Source organism: Rheinheimera sp. (assembly GCF_036568245.1).
Taxonomy (GTDB): domain Bacteria; phylum Pseudomonadota; class Gammaproteobacteria; order Enterobacterales; family Alteromonadaceae; genus Alishewanella.
Genome location: NZ_DATCSY010000206.1, coordinates 14,169 through 38,291 on the forward strand (window position 1 = coordinate 14,169; position 24,123 = coordinate 38,291).

Annotated in this window: 20 protein-coding genes; 8 read left to right on the forward strand and 12 right to left on the reverse strand. The window is 50.7% G+C overall.

Going from position 1 to position 24,123, the window contains the following annotated elements; genetic code table 11:
* Nucleotides 1–116: 116 nt before the first annotated feature.
* From VIN66_RS09430 to VIN66_RS09440, 3 genes are all read right to left on the reverse strand, one after another.
* Nucleotides 117–1,955 carry a M2 family metallopeptidase gene (locus VIN66_RS09430; protein ID WP_331923745.1) on the reverse strand — a complete coding sequence of 613 codons (1,839 nt, stop codon included), beginning with the start codon at nt 1,953–1,955 and terminating at the stop codon, nt 117–119.
* 80 nt (nt 1,956–2,035) lie between these two features.
* Complete coding sequence (locus VIN66_RS09435; RefSeq protein WP_414709888.1) at nt 2,036–3,838, reverse strand: ABCB family ABC transporter ATP-binding protein/permease; 1,803 nt, start codon at nt 3,836–3,838, stop codon at nt 2,036–2,038.
* 21 nt (nt 3,839–3,859) lie between these two features.
* Nucleotides 3,860–4,141: a pyrimidine/purine nucleoside phosphorylase gene (locus VIN66_RS09440; protein ID WP_134056460.1), complete on the reverse strand. Its 282-nt coding sequence runs from the start codon at nt 4,139–4,141 to the stop codon at nt 3,860–3,862.
* A 256-nt stretch (nt 4,142–4,397) separates the two neighbouring features.
* Between VIN66_RS09440 and VIN66_RS09445 the strand changes: the two genes are divergently transcribed.
* Nucleotides 4,398–6,980: an ExeM/NucH family extracellular endonuclease gene (locus VIN66_RS09445; RefSeq protein ID WP_331923746.1), complete on the forward strand. Its 2,583-nt coding sequence runs from the start codon at nt 4,398–4,400 to the stop codon at nt 6,978–6,980.
* Between the two features lie 66 nt (nt 6,981–7,046).
* Here VIN66_RS09445 and fadE read toward each other — a convergent pair whose 3' ends face one another.
* Nucleotides 7,047–9,524 (reverse strand): acyl-CoA dehydrogenase FadE, encoded by a 2,478-nt coding sequence (gene fadE / locus VIN66_RS09450; RefSeq protein ID WP_331923747.1) that lies wholly within the window; start codon nt 9,522–9,524, stop codon nt 7,047–7,049.
* A gap of 184 nt (nt 9,525–9,708) precedes the next feature.
* Between fadE and VIN66_RS09455 the strand changes: the two genes are divergently transcribed.
* Nucleotides 9,709–10,476, forward strand: coding sequence for a class II glutamine amidotransferase (locus VIN66_RS09455; protein WP_331923748.1), 768 nt, complete (start codon nt 9,709–9,711; stop codon nt 10,474–10,476).
* On the opposite strand, the gene VIN66_RS09460 is transcribed toward VIN66_RS09455, so the two are convergent.
* From VIN66_RS09460 to VIN66_RS09495, 8 genes are all read right to left on the reverse strand, one after another.
* Nucleotides 10,455–11,204 carry a DUF3108 domain-containing protein gene (locus VIN66_RS09460; protein ID WP_331923749.1) on the reverse strand — a complete coding sequence of 250 codons (750 nt, stop codon included), beginning with the start codon at nt 11,202–11,204 and terminating at the stop codon, nt 10,455–10,457. The two genes, VIN66_RS09455 and VIN66_RS09460, sit on opposite strands and share 22 nt — an antisense overlap.
* Nucleotides 11,188–11,835, reverse strand: a complete 648-nt coding sequence (gene purN / locus VIN66_RS09465) for a phosphoribosylglycinamide formyltransferase (protein ID WP_331923750.1) — start codon at nt 11,833–11,835, stop codon at nt 11,188–11,190. The genes VIN66_RS09460 and purN overlap by 17 nt, the downstream gene beginning before the upstream one ends.
* A gap of 8 nt (nt 11,836–11,843) precedes the next feature.
* The gene (gene purM, locus VIN66_RS09470; protein WP_414709889.1) at nt 11,844–12,935 is read right to left on the reverse strand and encodes a phosphoribosylformylglycinamidine cyclo-ligase; all 1,092 of its coding nucleotides are present in this window, start codon (nt 12,933–12,935) and stop codon (nt 11,844–11,846) included.
* A gap of 30 nt (nt 12,936–12,965) precedes the next feature.
* Entirely contained in the window at nt 12,966–13,373 is a 408-nt protein-coding gene (locus tag VIN66_RS09475) for a hypothetical protein (protein ID WP_331923752.1), read from the reverse strand.
* A 7-nt stretch (nt 13,374–13,380) separates the two neighbouring features.
* Nucleotides 13,381–14,277: a LysR family transcriptional regulator gene (locus VIN66_RS09480; protein ID WP_331923753.1), complete on the reverse strand. Its 897-nt coding sequence runs from the start codon at nt 14,275–14,277 to the stop codon at nt 13,381–13,383.
* A 17-nt stretch (nt 14,278–14,294) separates the two neighbouring features.
* The gene (gene cmoB, locus VIN66_RS09485; RefSeq protein ID WP_331923754.1) at nt 14,295–15,266 is read right to left on the reverse strand and encodes a tRNA 5-methoxyuridine(34)/uridine 5-oxyacetic acid(34) synthase CmoB; all 972 of its coding nucleotides are present in this window, start codon (nt 15,264–15,266) and stop codon (nt 14,295–14,297) included.
* Between the two features lie 8 nt (nt 15,267–15,274).
* A complete protein-coding gene (gene cmoA, locus VIN66_RS09490) occupies nt 15,275–16,000 on the reverse strand; it encodes a carboxy-S-adenosyl-L-methionine synthase CmoA (protein ID WP_331923755.1) in 726 nt (241 codons plus the stop codon).
* A gap of 71 nt (nt 16,001–16,071) precedes the next feature.
* Entirely contained in the window at nt 16,072–16,908 is an 837-nt protein-coding gene (locus VIN66_RS09495) for a DUF72 domain-containing protein (protein WP_331923756.1), read from the reverse strand.
* A 67-nt stretch (nt 16,909–16,975) separates the two neighbouring features.
* Here VIN66_RS09495 and VIN66_RS09500 point away from each other — a divergent pair, with 67 nt between their 5' ends.
* The 6 genes from VIN66_RS09500 to VIN66_RS09525 all read left to right on the forward strand — a co-directional run.
* On the forward strand, nt 16,976–19,798 hold the full coding sequence (locus tag VIN66_RS09500) for a transporter substrate-binding domain-containing protein (protein ID WP_331923757.1): 2,823 nt from the start codon (nt 16,976–16,978) through the stop codon (nt 19,796–19,798).
* A gap of 83 nt (nt 19,799–19,881) precedes the next feature.
* A complete protein-coding gene (gene aspS / locus VIN66_RS09505; RefSeq protein ID WP_331923758.1) occupies nt 19,882–21,660 on the forward strand; it encodes an aspartate--tRNA ligase in 1,779 nt (592 codons plus the stop codon).
* Between the two features lie 69 nt (nt 21,661–21,729).
* Nucleotides 21,730–22,473, forward strand: coding sequence for a YebC/PmpR family DNA-binding transcriptional regulator (locus VIN66_RS09510; RefSeq protein ID WP_331923759.1), 744 nt, complete (start codon nt 21,730–21,732; stop codon nt 22,471–22,473).
* Nucleotides 22,474–22,475: 2 nt separating this feature from the next.
* On the forward strand, nt 22,476–23,000 hold the full coding sequence (gene ruvC / locus VIN66_RS09515; protein ID WP_331923760.1) for a crossover junction endodeoxyribonuclease RuvC: 525 nt from the start codon (nt 22,476–22,478) through the stop codon (nt 22,998–23,000).
* 39 nt (nt 23,001–23,039) lie between these two features.
* Entirely contained in the window at nt 23,040–23,660 is a 621-nt protein-coding gene (ruvA, locus tag VIN66_RS09520) for a Holliday junction branch migration protein RuvA (RefSeq protein ID WP_331923761.1), read from the forward strand.
* A 2-nt stretch (nt 23,661–23,662) separates the two neighbouring features.
* Nucleotides 23,663–24,123 (forward strand): AAA family ATPase (locus tag VIN66_RS09525; RefSeq protein WP_331923762.1); only part of this gene is annotated, 461 nt, incomplete at its 3' end.

A 24,123-nucleotide genomic window follows, 5' to 3' on the forward strand; every position in this document is an offset into this window, starting at 1 on the left:
CTGAAATAATGTTTATTCAGGCATTGGTTTTTACTACGTAACAGTAACATGAGTCAAATTCATGCTTCCGATGAAAAAAGCCCGCTTACGCGGGCTTTTTGCTTTATCAGACTAACTTACCAGCCGCATTGCTGGCCTTTGTTCTGCTCGTCTAGATAAGCTTGCAGCGGGGCGAAGTAATCCAGAATAGCAGTGGCGTCCATCTCCGGCTTGCCGGTGACCACTTCTAACGCTTGCTGCCAAGGCTGGCTTGAGCCCATTTCCAGCATCTGGTTTAACTTAGCGCCGGCTTCTTTGCTGTTGTAAATTGAACAGCGGTGCACGGCACCTTCGTTACCGGCGATATCACACAGTGCCTTGTGGAACTGGAACTGCAGAATATGCGCTAAGAAATAACGGGTGTAGGGCACATTGCCCGGTACATGGTACTTGGCACCCGGGTCAAAATCGGCTTCTGAACGTGCTACCGGCGCGGCGACGCCCTGGTATTTTTCACGCAGCTGCCACCAGGCTTCGTTGTAGTGCTCGGGCGTAATTTCGCCGTTAAATACCTTCCAGCGCCACTGGTCTACTAACAGGCCAAAAGGCACAAAAGCAATTTTATCCATCGCCATTTTCATCAGCAGGCCGATGTCTTTGCTCTCATCCGGTACTGTGTCCAAGAGGCCAATCTGCTTTAAATAACCCGGTGTCACTGATAACGCGATAGTGTCGCCAATCGCTTCGTGGAAGCCGTCGTTGGCGCTTTCCTGGAAGTATACCGGCTGGTCTTTGTAAGCGCGCTGGTAGAAGTTATGCCCCAGTTCATGGTGAATAACCGAGAACTCTTCGCCGGTGCGTTGAATACACATTTTAATACGTAAGTCGTCTTTGGCGTCTAAATCCCAGGCGGAGGCGTGGCATTCCACATCACGGTCGGCCGGTTTCAAGAACAGCGAGCGCTGGTAAAAGGTTTCTGGCAGCGGGGCAAAGCCTAACGAAGTAAAGAAGCCTTCGGCGCCTTTAACCATCTTAATTTCGTCATAGTTATGCTGCTCCAGCAGTTTGGTCACATCGTAGCCCGGATCGGCATCTTTAGGCGCAACGATATCGTAAATATTGCCCCAGCTTTGCGCCCACATGTTACCCAGTAAATGCGCCGGAATAGGTTTATCCAGCGGCACTTTATCTGCACCGTATTGCTCAGATAACTTGCTACGCACGTGGCAGTGCAGTGATTCATACAGCGGTTTTACCTGATCCCACACCCGGTCCAGCTCTTTGGCAAAATCATCGGCCGGCATATCGTATTTAGAACGCCACATCGCGCCGGTGTCAGCATAGCCCAGCTCTTTCGCGCCTTCGTTGGTCAGCTCAATTAAACGGGTATACAGCGGGCGCATCGGTTTACTGATTTCGCGCCAGGCCTGCCACATTTCCAGCTGTTCGTCGTAATCACGGCTGCTGGCCATAATGGCTGACATATCGCCCAGTGACAAACACTTACCATCGGCTTTACAGTACTTGCCTTTGCCATACAGGCCGCCTAATTCAGCGACGATTTTCGCCATCTCGGCGGTTTTTGCCGCATCTTGAGGTGCCGGTAAGGTCAGGGCCAGTTTCAGTTTATCCAGCTTACGGCGGCTGTCTTCCGACAATGCTACCTGGTCGAATTTTGCCGCTGCCGTGGCCAGGTTTACCATTTCTACTGTCAGCTTTTCATTCACATCTGCCGCCAGGGAGGCGGTGTCTTCGGTAATAAAGTTAGAATAAATCCACTCGGCGCGGTTTGATTCTAAGTACAGCTGCTCCAGCTTGGTTGCCGTTTCATCTAAAAAAGCGACAGCATCGGCTTCAGTTAGCGTGCGCTGTTCTGCTTTGGCGGGTGTGGCGGTTTGTGGTTTGTCGCCACAGCCGGCCAGCAGCAACGCCGAGCCGACTAAGGCAGCTGTCAGCGAAAGTTTAAAAGGTGTCATAGGTATCCCCTGGTGTATCGTTATTGTAATAAGCGCAGCCAGTATAGCCAGAGCGTTCCGGGCTAGCCAGTGGCAGGCTGTTAACGCTGCTGCTTTTGCTGTAACTGCCACATACGGGCGTATTCAGCGTTAGCGGCAAGCAGTTCGTCATGTGTACCTTGCTCGGCCAGCTCGCCGTTTTTCAGCACGATAATATTGTCTGCATCGGTAATAGTGGATAAGCGGTGCGCTATGACCAGGCTGGTATGATTGCGGGCCACCTCGCGCATGGCCTGCAATATGGCCTGCTCAGCGGCAGAATCCAGCGCTGAGGTGGCTTCATCAAACACCAGTATCGGCGAGCGTTTTAAGATAGCGCGGGCTATGGCGATACGCTGCTTTTCTCCGCCGGACACTTTTAAGCCACGTTCGCCCACTTCGGTCGCGTCACCCTTAGGCAGGCTGGCGATAAAGCCGGTTAAATGTGCCAGCTCAATGGCATTGTCGATATCGGCTTCACTGGCATCAGGGCGGCCATAGCGGATATTGTCGCGGATACTGCTGTTAAATAGCACCGTGTCCTGCGGCACTATTGCAATGGCGCGGCGCAGGCTGTCGAGCGTAACAGTGCTGATATCCTGGCCATCAATGCGGATGCTGCCGGCATCAACATCGTAAAAACGGTACAGCAAACGTGCCAGCGTGCTTTTACCGGCGCCACTGGCACCAACGACCGCCACTTTAGTGCCTGCTGCCACGCGAAAACTCAGTTGGCGCAAAATAGGGCGGCTGCTCTGATAACCAAAGCTAACCTGATCAAACTGCAGTGCTCCCTGCTGTAACTGCAGCAGTTTAGCGTCCGGCTGCTCGGTGATCTGCGGTCGGCGTTTTAATAAACCCAGCATGTTCTCCAGATCAGTTAAGGCGCGGCGAATTTCCCGGTAGACAAAGCCTAAAAAGTTAAGCGGTAAAAACAACTGGATCATATAGGCATTGACCATTACCAAATCGCCCAGTGTCAGCTGTTTGCTGACCACTTCATCAGCGGCCAGCCACATCAGGGAGGTAATGGCGGCGGCAATAATAAAAGCCTGACCAGAGTTCAGTGCCAGCAGGCTTAAACGGTTTTTTAACCGCGCCTGCTCCCATTTGGCTAAAAAGCTGTCGTAGGTTTGGGCTTCATACTGCTCGTTGTTAAAGTATTTTACCGTTTCGTAGTTTAGCAGGCTGTCGATAGCGCGGCTGTTGGTGGTGTTATCGGCCTGATTGGCCTCGCGGGTATATTTATTGCGCCACTCGGTAATGACTACCGTAAAAAAAATGTACAACGCAACGGCCAGTACAGTAACCACGGAATACAACGGCGAGAACAACGTGGCGAAAATCACCGCCACTGCCAGAATCTCAAACAGCGTTGGTGCTATGTTAAACATCAGAAAGCGCATTAAAAAACTTAAGCCGTTGGTGCCACGTTCAATGTCACGGCTGATGCCGCCGGTTTGCCTGTCCAGATGAAATGCCAGCTCTAAGCTGTGCAGATGCTGAAACACCTTAAGCCCAAGCTGTCGCATGGCATGTTCAGTGACGCGGCCAAACAGTGCATCACGCACTTCACCAAAAAACACGCCGGCAAAGCGCAGGCCACCGTATAGCAACAACAGTGCGACAGGCACCAGTACCAACGTATGCTGGCCACTATCCAGCGCATCAACAATGTATTTAAGAGCCAGTGGCATTAGCAATACCGCAGCCTTGGCAGCAATTAACGCCAGCAGGGCCAGTAGCACACGGTATTTAAATTGCCACAGATAAGGCCACAGCATGGCCAGTGTTTGTTTCAGGTTTGTAGCTTCCGGCCGCTTGGTCGGGGCCGGTTGTTTTGCTGCAGAGCGCATACCGCGCATTGCGTTGTCCTTATGGCTGTATCAGGCGTAGGTGCAAAGGTACGCGGTATCTACTGCCACCTGCAACTGAAACTTGCTGTTGGCCGGTACTTCAAATTGCTGATTACGGCTAAAGGTTTGCCAGCCATTGCTGCCGGGCAGCAGTACAGTGAGTGCGCCGCTTATCACTGTCATGACTTCGTGCTGGCTGGTGCCAAATTCGTACTCGCCCGGTGCCATCACACCGACAGTGGCGGGTAGCTGTTCACCGGCAAAGGCGATAGAGGCAACTTTGCCGTCAAAATACTGGTTTACTTTGAACATCGGTTTTCTCCGTTAGTAAGGGCGGGCTTTAGTAAACCTGATCCACTACGTGGATGGAAGTAGCAGTTGAAAATTTAGATGTCTTTACGGCTGTTTTTGTGGGTTAGAGCTTACGCTGTCGTCGCTTTGAAGTTGAGTAAAATTTACTGACAATTTGATGTAAAAAAATCGCCAAGGTTATTTCGTTAAAGTTAATGATTCTGCCATAAAAGCGTTTTATATTCGCATGTCCTTAATAATAAATCAGGGAGAAAACATGAAAATCAGGACATTATCAGCAACTATCGCCATGTTACTGGCGCCGGCAGTGAATGCCGAGCTGTTTATTTCAGAATATGTTGAAGGTTCCGGCAATAATAAAGCGCTGGAGCTGTACAACCCGACAGAGCAGACCATTTCACTTGATGGCTATGCGATTAAAGTGTACTTCAATGGCAGAACCGATGTTGGTACCAGCATTAATCTGCAAGGCAGCGTTGCTGCAAAAAGTACTTTTGTTTATGCCGCCAGTGCTGCCGTGGCTGAGTTGGTCGCGTTAGCCAATCAGACCTCAGGCCAAAGCCTGTGGAATGGCGATGATGCCATAATGCTGACCAAAAATGATGTGGTTATCGATTCATTCGGTCAGGTCGGTTTTGATCCGGGTTCAGCCTGGACAAGCGGTGATGTTACGACAATAGACCGCACCTTGCGACGCAAAGCCGTGTCTTATGATACTAACAGTGGCGATGTATTTGACCCTGCGATTGAGTGGGACGTTTTTGCCACCAACAGCTTTGACGATATTGGTTTATTTAATGGTGAAGGCGGCAACCCGGGCGACCCGGATCCGGATCCTGAACCGATATTAAATTGTGGTGAGCCAGCTACTGCCATTTCAGCTATTCAGGGTGCCGGCAGTGCCAGCCCGTTAGTGGGCCAGGTGGTGCAGATAGAGGCCGTGGTAACACAAACCCTGCCGGGCCTGAAGGGCTATACCGTGCAGGCAGTGGCTGCCGAGCAGGATAGCGATACCGCAACCTCAGAAGGCGTGTTTGTCTATCTGAATAACAGCGCGCTTACTGTTGATGTTGGTCAGCGCGTACGCCTGCAAGGTACTGTGGGTGAATACTTCACCCAGACACAGCTGGCTGATATTACTGCCACGCTTGATTGTGGCAGCAGTGCGTTACCAGAGCCGGTGGAAATGAGCTTGCCGGTTGCCAGTTTGGCAGAGCTGGAAGCGGCGGAAGGCATGCTGGTGCGTTTTAGCCAGCCATTGACAGTAAATGATACTTACACACTGGGCCGCTACGGTGAGCTTACCTTATCAAACGGCCGTCGTTACACACCCACTCAAGTGGTGATGCCGGGGGCAGAGGCGATTGCGCTGGACGCCCAGCACGCACTGAACAAGATCTTAATTGACGATGCCAGCACACAACAGAACCCGGCAACAGTACCATACCCAACCGGTGGTTTATCGGCATTTAATACAGTACGTAGTGGCGATACCGTAACGGGACTGACAGGAACTGTACATTACAGCTTCAATGAATACCGCGTAATGCCGACAGTGGCACCCAGCTTTGTTCAGAGCAACCCACGCTCGGCGGCACCAGAGCTGGCCGCAGACGGCAATGTGAAAGTTGCCAGCTTTAACGTGCTGAACTACTTTAACGGTGATGGCACAGGCGGTGGTTTCCCGACAGCCCGTGGTGCGAATACTGCACTGGAGTTTGAACGGCAACGGGCGAAAATTCTTGCGGCGATGACTGCACTTGATGCCAGCGTTATCGGCTTAATGGAAATCGAGAACGATGGTTTTGGCAGTACCTCTGCCATTGCTGATTTAGTCAGCGGCTTGCGCACGGCTACAGGCAATGACAGCTGGCAGTATATTAATGCCGGTGGCCCGGTTGGCAGCGATAAAATTGCGGTTGGCCTGATTTACCGCAGTGACCTTGTAGTACCTGCTGCAGAGCTACTGATACTGAACTCAGCCAATTCAGCACTGGATGACCAGGGTGTAGCATTGTTTGATGATAGCCGTAACCGGCCTATGCTGGCGCAGCGTTTCCGCTTACTGGAAAACGATGCTGAATTTGCTGTGATGGTTAATCACCTGAAATCGAAAGGCTCAGGCTGTGGCAGTGCAGACGGCGATAACGGTGATGGCCAGGGCCAGTGCAACTTAGCACGTACCCGTGCGGCACAGGCTATAGGGTTGTTTGCGGCTGAGCATTTTGCGGAAGTTCCGGCGTTAGTGATAGGCGATCTGAATGCCTATGCTAAAGAAGATCCTATTATGACGCTGGCGCAGGCAGGCTATATCAATGTGTTTGAAGCCCTGGGTAAAGAACCGGGTCACGGTTATGTGTTCTCTGGTATGTCTGGTTCACTCGACCATGCACTGCTTAACGATGTAGCGTTGCAGCATCTGGCTGATGCCACCAAGTGGAATATTAATGCTGACGAGCCGATAGTGCTGGATTACAACACTGAGAGCAAGTCTGAACAGCATCTGGTTGATTACTACGCCGCCGACGCTTACCGTTCGTCAGATCATGATCCGGTCGTAGTGGCATTTGACCTGCCTGCTGCGATACCTGAGCTGGATGTCAGCCTGCAATTACAGCGTACTGTCAGTGCCCGTTTTGGCATGAAGCTGACGCAGCTGCGCTGGTCGGGTGAGGGCAGTGGGTTAATGCTGTACCGTGACAATGAACAAATTAAGCCGCTGAATCGCTCAGGCTTAATTAATGACAGCTTCCGCTCGGATGCGGTGTCATTCACGTATAAAATTTGTCAGCCGGCTACCGGCAGCTGCTCTGCAGAGCTGCAGGTAAACTTCGATTAACACAAACATTGTTACCCACAATAAAAACGCCGGCTATTAAGCCGGCGTTTTGTTAGCAGCGAGAGATCAGGCTGCTTTATCTTTTTTGTCTTTCTCTACTGCCCCCGCGCCTTGCTGCGTCAGGGTTTTATCAGCTGCCAGATACTCTGGCTCAAAGTCGTCTACATTGATGGCGAACAGCCGGCCTTGCTCAGCGTCACGCAGCAGCTTCGCTTCTGCTTCGCTGATGACTTTTAATTCCAGACCTAAATCGGCCACTTCATTCAGGCGGTAGAACGGCAAGCGTTTACCGGCAGCATGACTGACTTTGTCAAACACAGGTTCGGCAGCCAGTACGTCTTTTAACGCCTGCTCCATTCTGCCCAGCTGATTCAGCGGCTCGTTTTTCAGGTACAAATGATGACCAAGGCGTGAGCGGGCTTCACCTGGCGTTTGCATGATACGGGCAACTTTATGCTCGGTCACATCAGAGGCTTTACGCAGGGTACGGCCCCATGGGAACACAACGCGTTTTAACACTGTGCCCACGATACGGTTCGGGAAGTTATCAAACAGTTCGTCCAAAGCCAGCTGGGCTTTGGCCAGGTTGTCTTCACAGCACCATTGCACCAGTGGCAAATCGTCGGCTTTACGGCCTTCATCATTAAAACGTTTTAACACTGCTGATGTCAGGTACAACATACTTAAGATGTCACCCAGACGGGCTGAAATACGTTCGCGGCGTTTTAAATCACCACCCAGGGTTCCCATTGCGACATCCGACATCAGGGCTAAAGCAGCGCTGAAGCGGTTCATCTGTTTATAGTACTTCGCTGTGGCATCGCTATAAGGTGCAGAGCTGAATACGCCTCCGCTTAGCGATAACCAGAACGTACGGAAGAAGTTACTGATTGCAAAGCCGATATGGCCAAACAGTGCTTTATCAAAGGCGGTGACTGCTGCCGCTTCGTCATCCAGCTGTGCTGCTTGTAATTCAGCCAGTACATACGGATGGCAACGGATAGCGCCCTGACCGTAGATAATCATGTTGCGGGTTAAGATATTGGCGCCTTCTACCGTAATAGCAACCGGTGCACCCTGATAACCCCTGGCCAGATAGTTATTTGGCCCCATGCAGATACCTTTACCGCCGTGAACGTCCATCGCATCAATAATGGCCTGACGCATACGCTCGGTCATATGGTATTTGGTAATGGCAGAGATAACCGATGGCTTTTCACCTAAATCGATAGAACCAACCGACATCGAGGTTGACGCGTCAGCCATATAGGCATAACCGCCAACACGGGCCATCGCTTCTTCCACGCCTTCCATTTTACCGATAGGCAGTTTGAACTGACGACGAATACGGGCATAGGCGCCGGTTGCCATTGCAACGGCTTTAATACCGCCGGTACTGTTAGATGGCAGCGTAATAGCGCGGCCAACTGACAAACACTCGACCAGCATGCGCCAGCCCTGACCGGCCATTTTGGCACCACCGATAATGTAATCCAGCGGTACAAAGATGTTTTCACCCTGCGTCGGGCCGTTCTGGAACGGTACGTTTAATGGGAAATGGCGACGACCGATTTTGACGCCCGGTGTACTTACCGGGATAAGGGCACAGGTAATACCCAGCTCTTCTTTATCGCCCAGCAGTTTTTCCGGATCGTACAGTTTAAATGCCAGACCTAATACCGTTGCGATAGGCGCCAGCGTGATATAACGCTTGTTCCAGGTCAGGCGCATACCTATCACTTCTTTGCCTTCCCATTCGCCTTTACAGATAATACCGGTATCCGGAATAGCACCGGCATCTGATCCGGCTTCAGGGCTGGTCAGCGCGAAACAAGGCACTTCTAAGCCTTTTGCCAGCCGCGGTAAATAATGTTTTTTCTGCTCATCAGTGCCGTAGTGTTGCAACAGTTCGCCCGGGCCTAACGAGTTAGGTACACCGACGATACTTGATAGCACCATGCTCTTACTGGTTAACTTTTGCAGCACACAAGACTGAGCATAGGCAGAAAACTCCAGGCCGCCATATTGTTTCTTGATGATCATGGCGAAGAAGCCATGGTCTTTCAGGTACTGATACACCTCTGGTGAAAGGTCTGCACGTTCGTGCGTGGTGTGCCAGTCGTCCATCATGGCCAGTAATTCTTCTACCGGGCCGTCAAGGAACGCTTGCTCTTCAGCACTTAAACGCGGAATTGGGAAATTATGCATTTTGTGCCAGTCCGGGTTACCGCGAAACAGATCGGCTTCCCACCAGGTTGTACCGGCATCGATAGCTTCTTTTTCTGTACTGGACATTTCCGGCATAATTTTGCGGTACAGTTTCAGCAGCGGCTTTGTCAGGTACTGTTGGCGTACGCTGGCTATATTCAGCGGCAACGCCAATATTAAAAACACCACCCAACCTAAGGTTGATACAACGTCCAACGCTGTGCCAACAGCCAGAATCACTGCTATGGTTGCGGTAAACATAATAAGGCTGGCGCGGTTATATGCCAGGGCGGCAATGGCGGCGACAAGCACCACGCATAGTATTAACATTTCCATTTTTTACTCCCGATGAGAGGTCTGACCACTATCCCGCTAGAGTAGAACGCTTTGCGCAAAGTTGCAAGCCCTGAACGGTAGCTGGCAGAAAGTGATTGTCAGCGTAAGCGGCAACTTATACGCTTAAGCATAGCCTGTCGGCGGGGCTTAGCCTGCTCAATGTCTGCTAAAGGTAAGATGTAATATGTGTGAACTACTTGGCATGTCTGCAAATGTGCCAACCGATATCTGTTTCAGTTTTAAAGGCCTGAAAGAAAGGGGCGGCCGCACCGGCCCACATAAAGATGGCTGGGGTGTAGCGTTTTATGAAAATAAAGGTGTCTGCACCTTTAAAGATGCACTACCAAGCTATCAGTCAGAGATTGCCAGACTGGTGTCGGATTATCCGATTAAAAGTCGTGCTGTTATCGCTCATGTCAGACAGGCGAACCGCGGCCGCGTTGCGCTGGAAAATACTCACCCCTTTACCCGCGAACTATGGGGACGCTACTGGACTTATGCCCATAATGGCCAGTTAAGCGATTATCAGCAGTTGCCGGTGGCGCGTTTTACGCCGGTTGGCACCACAGACAGTGAGCGGGCGTTTTGCTACTTGCTTAGTGAGTTGGATAAACGTTATCCGGACAAACCGCCCAGCCGGAAGGCGGCATTTAAATTTATTCAGCGCCAATGTAAAACGTTACAGAAACTGGGGGTGTTTAATATGTTGCTGACCGACGGTGAGTACTTATTAACCTATTGCAGCACCAAGCTGCACTGGATCACACGTAGGGCACCTTTTGGTATGGCCCGGTTATCAGATGTTGATGTCGATATTGATTTCAGCCGCGAAACCACGCCGGATGATGTTGTGACCATTATTGCCACTGAGCCACTGACGAATAATGAGCAGTGGCATCAAATGCAAAGTGGTGAAAGCCAGCTGTTTCGCTATGGTGAACCGCTGGCCTGAATCGCGGGGGTAAAGTCCAGTTTATGCAGCTGGACATCGAATTGCTCAACGTTGTCTTCACCGCGCCACAGCCGTACCAGCATGTAGTCAAGCTCAGGCGCTACCCAGGCATATATCTGTTTGTCACTGTTTTGTTCTAAGCGAGCGATCCGCAGTGTTTTGATATTACCGTACGGCAGTGGCAGCATTTCTTCGGCTACCACCTTGTAATGATACATTTTACTGTCGCCGTGGCGGTTCAATACATTGTAATGAAACTCTGTTTGTCCGGCTTTTAAATCCAGCACCAGTTGCAGCTGATAACTGATTTGATCCAACCAGTCATCCTGCCAACTGACATCCTTTGGTTTACGGCTTTTACCTTCGCTCAGGATCTTCTGTTGCCGATCAAGATTGAGTTCATAGTAGCGGTCCGGCCCGGTGCCTGTGCGTTGCATGGTATAGCGCAGTGGCAGGATGCGGCCATCTTCGATAATAAAATCAGAGGTTTCGCGACGCGCATCAGAGAAAATCATCCAGCTGATATCGCTGCTATAGCCCATCTGATAGCCTTGTTCTGTGATTTTCAGATAGCGGTTGGCTTCACCATGCTTTTTACCGGCACGATAGACAATATAGTCGGCATCAAAACTGCTAAGTTGGGGTGTTTCGGCGTAAAGGCTGTTTGAAAACAGAGTTGCTAATACTATAAACGGCGCCCATAAGCGCCAGTTAGTCTTCATCATCATTGGCGTAACCGTTGGCTGCTAAAACATTGCCGTCCAACCATGCCTGATCTGCTTGCTGTTGTAAACGGTTTTGGCAAAACCAACGCACAACCAGCGGATAAATTCGATGTTCCTGCTCATGCACACGTTCAGAAAGCGTGGCAACATCGTCTTCGCTGAACAAGGGCACTTTAGCCTGCAGCACCACAGGCCCACCATCGAGCTGTTCGGTTACAAAATGGACGCTACAGCCATGCTCGGTATCACCTGCATCAATAGCCCTCTGATGGGTATTCAGGCCCTGATACTTAGGTAGCAGCGAAGGGTGAATATTCAGCAGGCGGCCGGCGTAATGTTGGACAAAGGCCGGGGTTAAAATACGCATAAAACCTGCCAGCACCACCAGATCCGGCTGGTGCTGGTCAATCGCATCTATCAGAGCTTCGTCGTAACGATCACGGCTGGCATAGGTTTTATGGCTTAACACCTGAGTGGTAATGCCGGCATCACTGGCGCGTACCAGACCATAGGCACTGGCCTTGTTGGCGATAACCGCGCTGATTTTCCCCGGGATAAAACCACTGCTGCAGGCATCAATAATGGCCTGCAGGTTGGAGCCGCTGCCAGAAATCAGTACAACAATAGACTTCATGACAGACCTTATTCGTTAATAATCACTAACTCGTCACCGGCAGCGGCAGCATGGATCTCGCCCAGATGCCAGGCGGTTTCACCAGCGGCGCTCAGCAGACTCAGTGCTGTTTGCAGTTTATCCTGTGGCACAACCACGATCATGCCCACACCGCAGTTAAAGGTGCGGTACATTTCGTGCCGGCTGATATTACCCTGCTGCTGTAACCAGTTGAAAATCGCTGGCCACTGCCAGCTGGTACCATCGATAACGGCTTTGGTATTTTCTGGCAGCACGCGGGGAATATTTTCCCAGAAACCACCGCCGGTAATATGGCAAAGTGCATGCACCGGGGTTTGTTTGAACAGGTCCAGCAAATTTTTCACATAAATGCGGGTTGGCTCCAACAGGTGGTCAGCTATTGACTTGCCTTCGAGCAGGGTGTCAGGGCTCTGGCCGCTAACTTCTAATACTTTACGGATCAACGAAAAACCGTTCGAATGCGGGCCGGATGATGCCAGTGCAATCAGCTGATCGCCCGGCTGCACTTTACTACCATCAATAATGTCTGCTTTTTCTACCACACCGACACAGAAACCGGCGATATCGTAGTCTTCACCGTGGTACATGCCTGGCATTTCAGCGGTTTCACCGCCAACCAGCGAACACCCTGACTGGTAACAGCCTTCGGCGATGCCATTGACAACAGCTGAAGCGGTGTCGACATCCAGTTTACCGGTGGCGTAATAATCCAGGAAAAACAGAGGCTCAGCACCTTGTACCACTAAGTCGTTTACGCACATGGCGACCAGATCGATACCCACACCATCATGACGTTTCAGATCCATTGCTAAGCGTAGCTTAGTGCCAACACCGTCGGTACCTGACACCAGTACCGGTTCTTTGTAGCCGGCCGGAATTTGGCACAGCGCGCCAAAGCCGCCTAAACCACCCATAACTTCCGGACGACGTGTGCGTTTAACGGCGCCTTTAATTCGTTCTACTAACGCGTTTCCTGCGTCAATATCTACTCCGGCGTCTTTGTAGCTTAAAGATGTTTTCTGCTCGCTCACGGCTATCCTCGAATGGCTGAAAGTGGAAAGGCTTAAAATTGGCGGCATTTTACCTGCTTAACGCCGCCGACAAAAGCCTTACTGCATAGCATTTGCCATTGCTTGTTTAACATAGCCGTGCAAACTGATGCTGTCATCGCGGGTGATCTTATGATAACACACTGATGCAAATGGAAATTCTTTGTCCTGAAACTGAACGAAAACAAAAGGTGCGGTTTCGTCCTGTTGGTTGTGCTGCCAATGGCCGCCAACATGAGCAATAAACAGCTCTCCGATATAAGCACCCAGAATGTTTGATAGCGTAAACAGCATTTCGGCGGAATGGTGTTTAGTTTTTTCCCGCAGATGCAATTGACTGAGCACGTTATCTACCGCGGTCAAGCTGTCAATACTGCCGTCCAGCGTTTGTTGATGTTCCTCTTTGGCATAGGATACCGCATCGGCGGCGGCATCTTGCATAAGTTGATTCAGTTCTGATTGTTGCATAATGGCCTCAGCTTTTCTGATGGGCTGCCAGGATTAACTGGCGTAACTGTTTACTGCCTGGCCCTAAGGTTTCTTCCTTGGGCGTAACCAGTGAGATTGCAGCAATACGCTCGCTGCTTTGTTTCATATTAAGTTGTATCAGGCTACCCTGGCTGAGGGCATCTTCCACCGAAAAGTCTGGCAACCAGCAAAACCCCAATCCAAGCTGCAGAATTTCAATGGCCTCATGGAAGTTATCAACGGTCCAGCGCTGTTCCGCCCGCAGCCAGCCGACATTATCCAGCGGCTTTTGTGCGGTGTCGCGGATAACCAGTTGCAGATGCTGGCTCAGTTCGTTCTGGTCAAGTTCGGTTATGCTGGCCAATGGGTTATTGCGGCCGGTTACCGGCACAAAGCGGGTAACACATAATGGCTCGCCGAGGTACCCTTTGGGAATGATGGCCGAGGCTGCAATGACCAGGTCTGCTTTTTTCTGCTGAATAATTTCGGTGCTGCCGGTAATCACAGTGTCTATCAGCTGAATGCGGCTGCCGCGGCTTAGCGGGTAAAAAGCGGCCAGTGCAGCGTTCAAAAAACGGCGCGGGTAAGCAAGTTCAACTGCGACACGAATTTCGGGCTCCCAGCCCTGATCAATGTTTGCTGCCAGCAGCTCCAAATCTTCTACCTGTTGCGTCAGTAGACGAGAGCGGCGCAGCATAACTTCGCCGGCTTCGGTCAGATAAGCTTTGCGGCCCCGAACTTCCAGCAACTCTACCCCAAGCTGCGTTTGTAGTTTAGCTACAGCATGATTTAATGATGACTGGCTTTTACTCAGCAACTCTGCTGCCTGAGCATAGCCGCCGGCGTCCACTACGGCTTGTAGTATGCGCCATTGTTCCAGAGTTGAGCGCGGACGATAGGGCATAACGCTGATACCACTCTTTAGTTCTGGTTATTGGCAATAATCACCGCCCGTAGCGGGGCAGGGTAGCCTTCGATGGTTTTACTATGATCAGTTGCATCAAGAAAATCAATCAAACTTTCGTTTTCCATCCACTCTGTTTTGCGCTGTTCCGCCAGACTGGTATGGTTTAAATCCGCCAGACGGACATTGCTAAAGCCTAACCGTTGCAGCCAGTGTGTTAGTGCTGCTACGCTTGGGATAAACCAGACATTGCGCATTTTGGCGTAGCGTTCTCCCGGCACCAGCACAGTGTGTTCATCACCTTCGACCACCAGGGTTTCCAGGATCAGTTCGCCACCCGGCCGTAACTGATTTTTCAGTTGCTGCAAAAAGTCCAGCGGCGAGCGACGGTGGTACAGCACCCCCATCGAAAACACGGTATCAAACTGTTTGAGCACTGGCATATCGTCTATCCCAATCGGGATAAGGTTTACTGCCGGGTCCGGGTTAAAATGCTTAATCGCCTGAAACTGGGCATAAAACAGTTGTGACGGGTCAATACCTACAACAAACTCTGCACCTTCTCCGCGCATACGCCACAAGTGATAACCACTGCCACAGCCCACATCGAGCACAAAACGGTTATGCAGCGGGGCGATGTGTGGCAGTACTCTGTCCCATTTAAAATCAGAGCGCCACTCGGTATCGATATCGATGCCGTGAATGCTGAAAGGCCCTTTACGCCAGGGTTTTAACTGTTGCAGCAAATAACGGATCTGCTGTGCTTCACCGGCGCTGATGTCATTTGGTGTACCAAATTGCACGGCGCTTTTTAATTCAGTCAGGCTGCTTTTTGTCGCGGGTAAATTAGCAATGACTTTTTGCCACTGTTTAAAATCACCGTGCAGCGCATCTTTGTTCCAGCAGGCTAACTGCGCCGGTAGTGATTCCAGCCATTTGTGCAGTTTGTTGCTGGCCAGTTGGGCGTAAAACGAAGTGAAATCGAGCATAGCGGACCTTATTTAATCGCAACCATAGAGCAGAAGTTAAAACACTGAAACCACAGCGTCTGGCTGTTAAAGCCGGCTGCAGTTAAACGCTGCTGATGTTCGGCCAGGGTATCGGGTTTCATCACGTTTTCCAGCGCGCTGCGTTTTTGGCTGATTTCCAGCTCACTGTAGCCGTTGGCGCGTTTAAAGTCGTAGTGCAGCTCGACAAGCAAGTCGTTTGCTATGCTGTCGGCACTGACAAACTTTTCTGAAAGGATCAGCAAACCGCCCGGTTTTAAGCCCTGATAAACCCGTTGCAGCAGTGCGCTGCGATCGGCTTTAGGCAAAAACTGCAGCGTAAAATTAATTACTACTATGGCCGCGTTTTCAATACTTTGCCCGCGGATATCAGCCAGTTTTACCTGTACCGGCACCTCAGAGCGAAACGCCTGCAAATGCCGTTCACAGCGTTCCACCATGGCAGTGCTGTTATCAACCGCAATAATGTTGCTGTTTGCCGCGGTAATATTACGTCGCATCGCCAGCGTCGCCGCGCCCAATGAACACCCTAAGTCGTAATAGTTGCTGTCAGCCTGCTGAAACCGGCTGCTGAGTTTACCAATGGTCTGGATAATTGTCTGGTAGCCGGGCACTGAGCGCTGGATCATGTCCGGGAAAACGTCGGCGACCTGAGCATCAAAACTGAAGTCAGGTACCTGAGCCAGTGGCTCGGCGAAAATATCATCTTTTTGCATAGGGTTATCTGGCGTGCAAGTTAACTATGGCGATAAAAATAGCCGCTAGTTTAACGCAAATCTGCCAAACACTACAGCAGGCTGAACTGTTGCTCACCGGGCCAGGTTGCCAGACACTGATGCGGGTAATTCAAATCGCGGGCGAACTGGCGGCATAACTGCGGGGCTAAATCGTTATCCGGCGTGTGAAAAAAGCAAAACGGGGTTTTGCCGTCATCCAGCCATTGCAGCACTTTTTTAAGCCACGGTTGATAATACTCACGGTTGAGTGCCATATCGTCACTACCGATAAACCGCAGTACCGGCGTGGCACTGAAACTGATGGCATGCACCGGTACTCTGGGTTTCTTGGCGTGCGCATCCAGCAGTGCCGGTGTAGTGGGGGCTACCGCAAACAACGCCCGACTGTCAATGACAACCCGCTCTGCTTCAAACTGTTGCAACATCTTGTGCAGCGCAATTTCATAACTGGCTTTATCAAAAAATGCCGGATGACGTACCTCCAGCGCGCAGCGTCTGGTCTGGCTAATCAGTTGTACCATCTGGCTTATCCGCTGCAGTTGCAAAGGTCCGGCGCTGGCGGGCAATTGTAAGTGTATCAGAGCCAGCTTGTCCGCCAGTGCTGTCATGCGGCCTAACCAGTCGGTTAATTGTTCTGTGTAATCGCCGGTATCGGCATGACTGATGCGCTGAGGTACCTTCAATACAAAGCGGTAATGTGTTGGTGTATCCTGGCGCCAGCGCTGCAGCGTTTCTTCAGACGGGTCGGCATAGAAAGTGGTATTACCCTCTGCTGAATTAAAAAAACGGGCGTACTGCGCCAGGAAATCTGCCGGTTTGGCGTCGGCGTTTAGCAGGCTTGTTTTCCATTTCGGGTTGGCCCATACCGGGCAACCAAGATATAACATCTGCAACTTGACCTTATGAAAGTGGCGGCGTAAAACTAAGGGTACTGCAGTCAGGAAGCATAACATAATGATTGGTAAATCTATCTTGGCATCACTGTTTGTTTTTCTGCTCTGCTTAGCAGGCGCAGGCGCAGCGCCATTACCGCAGCAATTAAAGGTGGCGGTAAGTGTCGATTCTTATCCTTATATGTTTACTGACGATAATGGTGAGATAGCCGGGCTGGTTATAGACTACTGGCGTGAAGTCGGGCGTCAGCAAAATATCGGGATCGAGTTTGTTGCCGCAAACTGGCCCGACACTATGATGCTGCTGCAATCCGGCCAGGTTGACCTGCATGGTGCTGTCGGTCGCACGCCGGCGCGCGCCGCCACTTTTTTGCTGACTGATTTAAATATTGACGCCTTTAGCAATGTATATGTTATGCAGGACCTGAACGGCGCTAATGCTATCAAAGACTTACAGCCTTTTATGATTGGAGTGGTCGAAAACACCGGCCATCTGGCAGTGCTGAAGCAACATTTGCCGCAAGGCAACTTCAAATATTTTCCTAACGTTACGGCGATGTACCAGGCTGCACTGGATGGGGAAATTGCCGCTTTTGCCGGCCTTGACCGTCTGCCTGAGCAAACTGAAGGCTACGTAAAACTAAAGCGTTTATTCCCGATGCACCGGCGTATTGCATTAAACCGTATGGAGCTGGCGTTTGCGCTTATGCCGGCAAACAGGACGCTGGCTGAGCAATTGGCACAGGCCACTTCGCAGCTCAGCCGCAGTTATCTGGATGAGTTAGAGCGAAAGTGGCTGGGGGTTCCCGCTGACCAAGATACGTTGTTGCTTGGTGTTTCAGTTAATAACCAGCCGTATATGCATGTGTCGCCGCAGGGCGACGCGCAGGGATTATTTGTTGAACTTTGGCAGCAATGGTCTGAGCAAACAGGGGCCAAAGTGACTTTCGTGCCCGATACGTCATCCAATAACCTGCAGAATCTGCAGAAGAATCGCATTGATGCCATTGTCGGTTTCCCAAGCAACAATGATTTGCCGCAAGAGATTATGACGGCTTACCAGTTGTATGGTTTTAAGTCACACTTCTTTACGCTGAAGCAGTCAGCGGAGACGCCTTTATCGGCAACATCCGAGATTAAAATTGGCCTGTTTGGCAATGCGCCTTATCAAGCGGAGTTGCGCCGGCGCTACCCGAAAGCGGAATTTATACGTTACCGTCAGCTACCTGATATGGTTAACGCGACGCTTAACGGTGAATTAGCCGGTTTCTTCGGCGCTTCTGCTGTCATGCCATTGCGATTGCAGCAGCTTAACCAGGGGGATATATTTGTAGCACAGCAGGATACTGTTGTGTTTGCTCCTATTTATACTCTGGTGCATTCAGATCACCCTGAGTTGGCGGAGAAGATCCGTCAGGGCTTTTCAAACTTCACACTGGATTGGCTGATTGAAACAGAGAAAAAATGGGTTGTACAACCTGACCTGTGGTATTTCCCGCAGTTCCGTAAACAAATACCGCTGACTGAAACTGAACTCAACTGGCTGAAGTCGCACCCGGCGTTGCGAGTTGGCATGCTGGATGACTGGCCGCCGATGGAGTTTGTCGATGATGCTGGTAATCCTGCCGGTGTTACCGTTGATATGTTTAACCTGTTATCTGAGCGGTTAAAGGTTGATTTTAATATTCAGATTTACAGTAACTTCAATGAGATGCTGCAGGCGTTAGAGCGTAAGGAGATTGATCTGATAGCTAATGTGTCAGAGCAGGAGGAAAGGCGTAGCTATGCCCGCTTTACTGACGAATTCTGGTCGACACAATGGGCTGTTATCGGGCCACATGACACCGGTATGGTGGTGAGCACCAGTGAGTTAAATGGAATGAGGGTGGCCATTTACAAAGACTATAAGCTGGCGAGGCACTTAAATGATACTTACCCACAAATTCAGGTTGTACCGGTTAATTCGCTGCGTGACGGGCTGGAGTTATTACAGCAGGGTAATGTCGACTATGTAGTGGATTCAGTTGAGGCGTCCAGTGAAATGGTGCGCCAGGCAGGATATCTGTATCTACGGATACAAATCCTCGAAGATTTACCAACATACCCATCTCTTATCGCTGTACGGGAAGACTATGCGCCTCTGGTGGTTATGCTGAATAAGGGCCTGCGCAGCATAGGTAAAGAAGAGCGTCAGCAGTTATATCAGAATTGGTTCAGCTTTCAGGTGACGCAGGGGATTAATCAGGCTCAGTTCAGGCAAAGGATGTGGCAGATTGGCGGTGTCGTCACGTTGTTGCTGACATTTGTCGTGATTTGGAATTTATCGCTGCGCCGTGAAGTGTCGCTGCGCCGTCAGGCTGAGCAAAAAATGCGGTTTATGGCGACGCATGATGATCTGACTCAGATCCCTAACCGCTCTTTGATTAAAGAGCGGATAGAACAGGCGCTGCTGCAACATGCCCGACACAATGAAATTCTGGCGTTGTTATTTATTGACCTCGATGGCTTTAAAGAAGTCAATGACCAGTATGGTCATGAAGTCGGTGATGAACTATTGCAGAAACTTGCTGCCATTTTGGGCACTGCTATACGTAAAAGTGATACCGTGGCCCGCTTTGGCGGCGATGAGTTTGTTATTTTGCTGACCGGTTTGCTAAGCCGGGATGACGCGGCCATCGTCGCGGAAAAAATTCTGCATCAGTTAGCTGAGCCGGTGGCGTTATCCGTCGGTGAAGTACAGGTTGGCGCCAGTATTGGCATCGCCGTGTATCCGGACGATGGCACTAACTGCGCACGCTTACTCAGAGTGGCTGACAGTTTGATGTACCGCGTTAAACAGCAGGGTAAAAATCAGTACTGTTTTTCCAAGGTAGTGATTTCGTAAGCGGGCAGTGACATTAAGCGTCAATTCTATATAATTAGCCGTCATTTTAGTGCCGCTGATTAGCAAGGTAGAAGGAAGGTTTAATGCGTAGCCATTATTGCGGTTTGTTAACTGCACAACATGTTGGGCAACAAGTGTCTTTATGCGGCTGGGTGAATCGTCGCCGCGATCTGGGTGGATTAATATTTTTAGACCTGCGTGACCGCGAAGGTATGGTGCAGGTGGTGTGTGACCCGGATTTAAAAGACCTGTTTGATGTTGCTTACACGCTGCGTAATGAATTCTGTATTCAGATTAAAGGCCAGGTCCGGGCGCGTCCTGATTCGCAAATTAATAAAGATATGGCCACCGGTGAAGTGGAAGTATATGCCAGCGAGCTGGTTATTCTGAACAAAGCCGCACCGCTGCCGCTGGATTCAAACCAGAATAACAGCGAAGAGCAGCGCCTGAAATACCGCTACCTGGATTTACGCCGGCCGATGATGACGGAACGGCTGAAATTCCGCGCTAAGGTCACCAGCTTTGTACGTAACTTCATGGACAGCCACGGCTTTATGGATGTAGAAACGCCCATTCTGACTAAAGCCACGCCAGAAGGTGCGCGCGATTATTTGGTACCAAGCCGTACCCACAAAGGCCAGTTTTTTGCGCTGCCACAATCACCGCAACTGTTTAAACAGCTGCTAATGATGTCTGGTCTGGATCGCTACTACCAGATCGTAAAATGTTTCCGTGATGAAGATTTACGTGCTGACCGTCAGCCTGAATTTACCCAAATTGATATTGAAACCTCGTTTATGACATCTGAGCAGGTCATTGAAGTGACTGAAAAGATGGTACATCAGATGTTTAACGAGTTGCTGGGGGTAGACTTAGGCCAATTCCCACGTATGCAGTATTGGGAAGCAATGCGTTTATATGGCTCAGATAAGCCGGACCTGCGTAACCCGATGCAATTTGTTGACGTTGCCGATTTATTAAAAGACGTTGAATTTAAAGTCTTCTCTGGCCCGGCAAATGATGCCAAAGGCCGGGTTGTGGCGCTGAAAGTGCCGGGTGCCGCTGAGAAAGTGTCACGCAAAGATATTGATAATTACACCAGCTTTGTTGGCATCTACGGTGCCAAAGGTCTGGCATGGATGAAAGTCAACGATGTTGCTGCTGGCGCAGACGGCGTGCAATCACCGGTAGCGAAGTTCTTAACACCAGAGATTATCAGCGGCATTATCAGCCGTACTGACGCACAGAACGGCGATTTGATTTTCTTCGGTGCAGACAGCTACAAAGTAGTGTGTGAGGCCATGGGGGCGCTGCGCTTAAAGCTGGGTGAAGATTTAGGCATTACCCAAGCGGGCTGGAAGCCACTTTGGGTTGTGGACTTCCCGATGTTTGAAGAAAACGATGATGGCAGTTTCTCAGCTGTACATCACCCTTTTACCTCTCCACTGGATACGGCGGCATTCTTAAATACCGCCAACAACGAGCTTAAACTGGGTGAGCTGTTGTCTAATGCCTATGATATGGTACTAAACGGCACAGAGTTAGGTGGCGGTTCGGTGCGTATTCATACCGCCGATGTGCAGGCCAAGGTGTTTACCTTGCTGGGCATTAGTGATGAAGAAGCGGCTGAGAAATTCGGCTTCCTGTTAGAGGCGTTAAAGTACGGTGCACCACCACATGCAGGTTTAGCTTTTGGTCTGGACCGTCTAGTGATGCTGATGACCGGCGCAACGTCTATCCGTGATGTGATGGCGTTCCCGAAAACGGCTACTGCAGCCTGTCCATTAACTGATGCACCGGGTGCGGCTAATCCGGCTCAACTGGCAGAGCTTGGCATCAGTGTGGTAGCTAAGCCACAATAAATTTAATCTCGTCTGTGTTATCTGCAATACCGTGGCAGCAGCTTTGCTGCCACAACTAAGGAGTAACTGATGGCCGGCCATAGTAAATGGGCGAACATGAAGCATCGCAAAGCCCGTCAGGATGCGAAAAAGAATAAAATTTTCACCAAAATTATCCGTGAGCTGACAGTTGCTGCCAGGTTAAATCCTGATGTGACGGCTAACCCGCGTTTGCGCTTAGCTGTAGACAAAGCGCTGTCGGAAAATATGACCCGCGACACCATAGATCGTGCCATTAAGCGCGGAGCCGGTGCGAATGACGGTGAAAACTACGAAGAGCTGGTGTACGAGGGCTATGGCCCGAACGGTGTCGCCGTGATAGTCGAAACGATGACGGATAACCATAAACGTACAGTGGCCGATGTGCGCCATGCGTTTACCAAAGCCGGTGGCAGTCTTGGTACTTCAGGCTCAGTAGCGTATCTGTTTACCCGCCGTGGCGTGCTGGTGTATGCCCCCGGTGCTGATGAAGACGCACTAATGGAAGCTGCACTGGAAGCAGGTGCTGAAGATGTGGTGACAGATGATGATGGCAGTATTGAAGTGCTTACCACTGCAGACAGCTTCACTGACGTTAAAGAAGCGTTAAGTGCCGCCGGCTTTGTCGCCGACAGCGGTGAAGTTACACTGGTGCCGGCAACCCGGGCAGAGGTGGATGCAGATCATGTTGCTGCGTTTTTTAAAATGATCGATCAGCTGGAAGACTGTGACGATGTACAAAACGTTTACCATAACGCCGATATCAGTGATGAGCTGATGGCTGAGCACAGCTGAGCGTGAACGTTATTCTCGGCATCGATCCCGGCAGCCGGTTAACGGGCTACGGTGTTGTACGTCAGAGCGGTATGAAGTTCGAATACGTTGCCAGCGGCTGTATCCGGTTAAACCCGGATGATTTATTACCTGAGCGGCTGCTGGACATCTTTAATGGTGTCAGTGAAATAATTGTTCAAACCCGGCCGACCATTTTCGCCATCGAGCAGGTGTTTATGGCGCGCAACGCCGATTCGGCGCTAAAACTGGGGCAGGCTCGCGGTGCGGCGATCGTTGCTGCCAAACATGCCGGGCTCGAAGTGTTCGAATATTCCGCCCGCCAGGTTAAACAGTCTGTAGTTGGCACCGGCGCTGCCGACAAAGCTCAGGTGCAACATATGGTGCGCACCTTACTTAAACTACCGGCTAACCCTCAGGCCGATGCCGCCGATGCCCTTGCAGTTGCGTTATGTCATGGGCATACTCAGCAAAGTTTAGTCAGTCTGGCAGGCCAAGCGCGCAAGACAGTGCGCGGACGCTTACGTTAGAGCTGATCCTGAAACCGTCTAACTAAATAAGCAGATTTTATGATCGGACGTTTACGCGGTATCCTGCTGGAAAAGCAGGCACCGGATTTATTGATCGAAGTAGCCGGTGTTGGCTACGAAGTACAATTGCCGCTAACCAGTTTCTATCAACTGCCCGCCGCGGGCGAAGAAGCCACTATTTATACGCATTTTGTGGTGCGCGAGGATGCACAACTGTTATACGGCTTCGTCAATCCAAATGAGCGTGCGCTGTTCCGGCAATTGATTAAAGCCAATGGCGTTGGCCCTAAGCTGGCGCTGACAATTCTGTCTGGCATGACAGCGCAGCAATTTGTCCGTTGTGTGCAGCTGGACGATGTCAGCACACTGGTGAAGTTACCCGGTGTCGGCAAAAAAACCGCCGAGCGTCTGGTGGTCGAAATGCGCGATCGGTTAAAAGACTGGGGTATAGCGCCTAATACCCCGGTGACAGATACGCTGATGCTGCAGGGTGATGAAGCCATATTCAGCCCGTTGGAGAGCGCGGAGCAGGACGCCATTGGCGCGCTGGTGTCTCTGGGATACAGTCAGGTACAGGCAGATAAAGCGGTGCAGAAAGTGAAGCAAAATGACATGAGCAGTGAACAGCTGATCAAAGCAGCACTGCGGAGCATGATGTAAAGATGATAGAAGCCGATCGTTTAATTCAAACTGCTGCCACGCGCGAAGATGAAGTGATAGATCGCGCTATCCGGCCGAAAACGCTGGCTGACTACACTGGTCAGCAACATGTTTGTCAGCAGATGGCCATTTTTATCGAAGCCGCCCGTGGCCGTGGTGATCCGTTGGATCATTTGCTGATTTTCGGCCCGCCAGGCCTGGGTAAAACTACGCTGGCGATGATAGTGGCTAACGAAATGGGCGTGAATATAAAAACCACCTCAGGTCCGGTATTGGAAAAAGCCGGAGACTTAGCTGCACTACTGACGAATCTTGAACCGAACGATGTACTATTTATTGACGAAATACATCGTTTAAGCCCGGTGGTAGAGGAAATTCTGTACCCGGCAATGGAAGATTATCAGCTGGATATTATGATAGGCGAAGGCCCTGCAGCCCGTTCTATCAAACTTGATTTACCCCC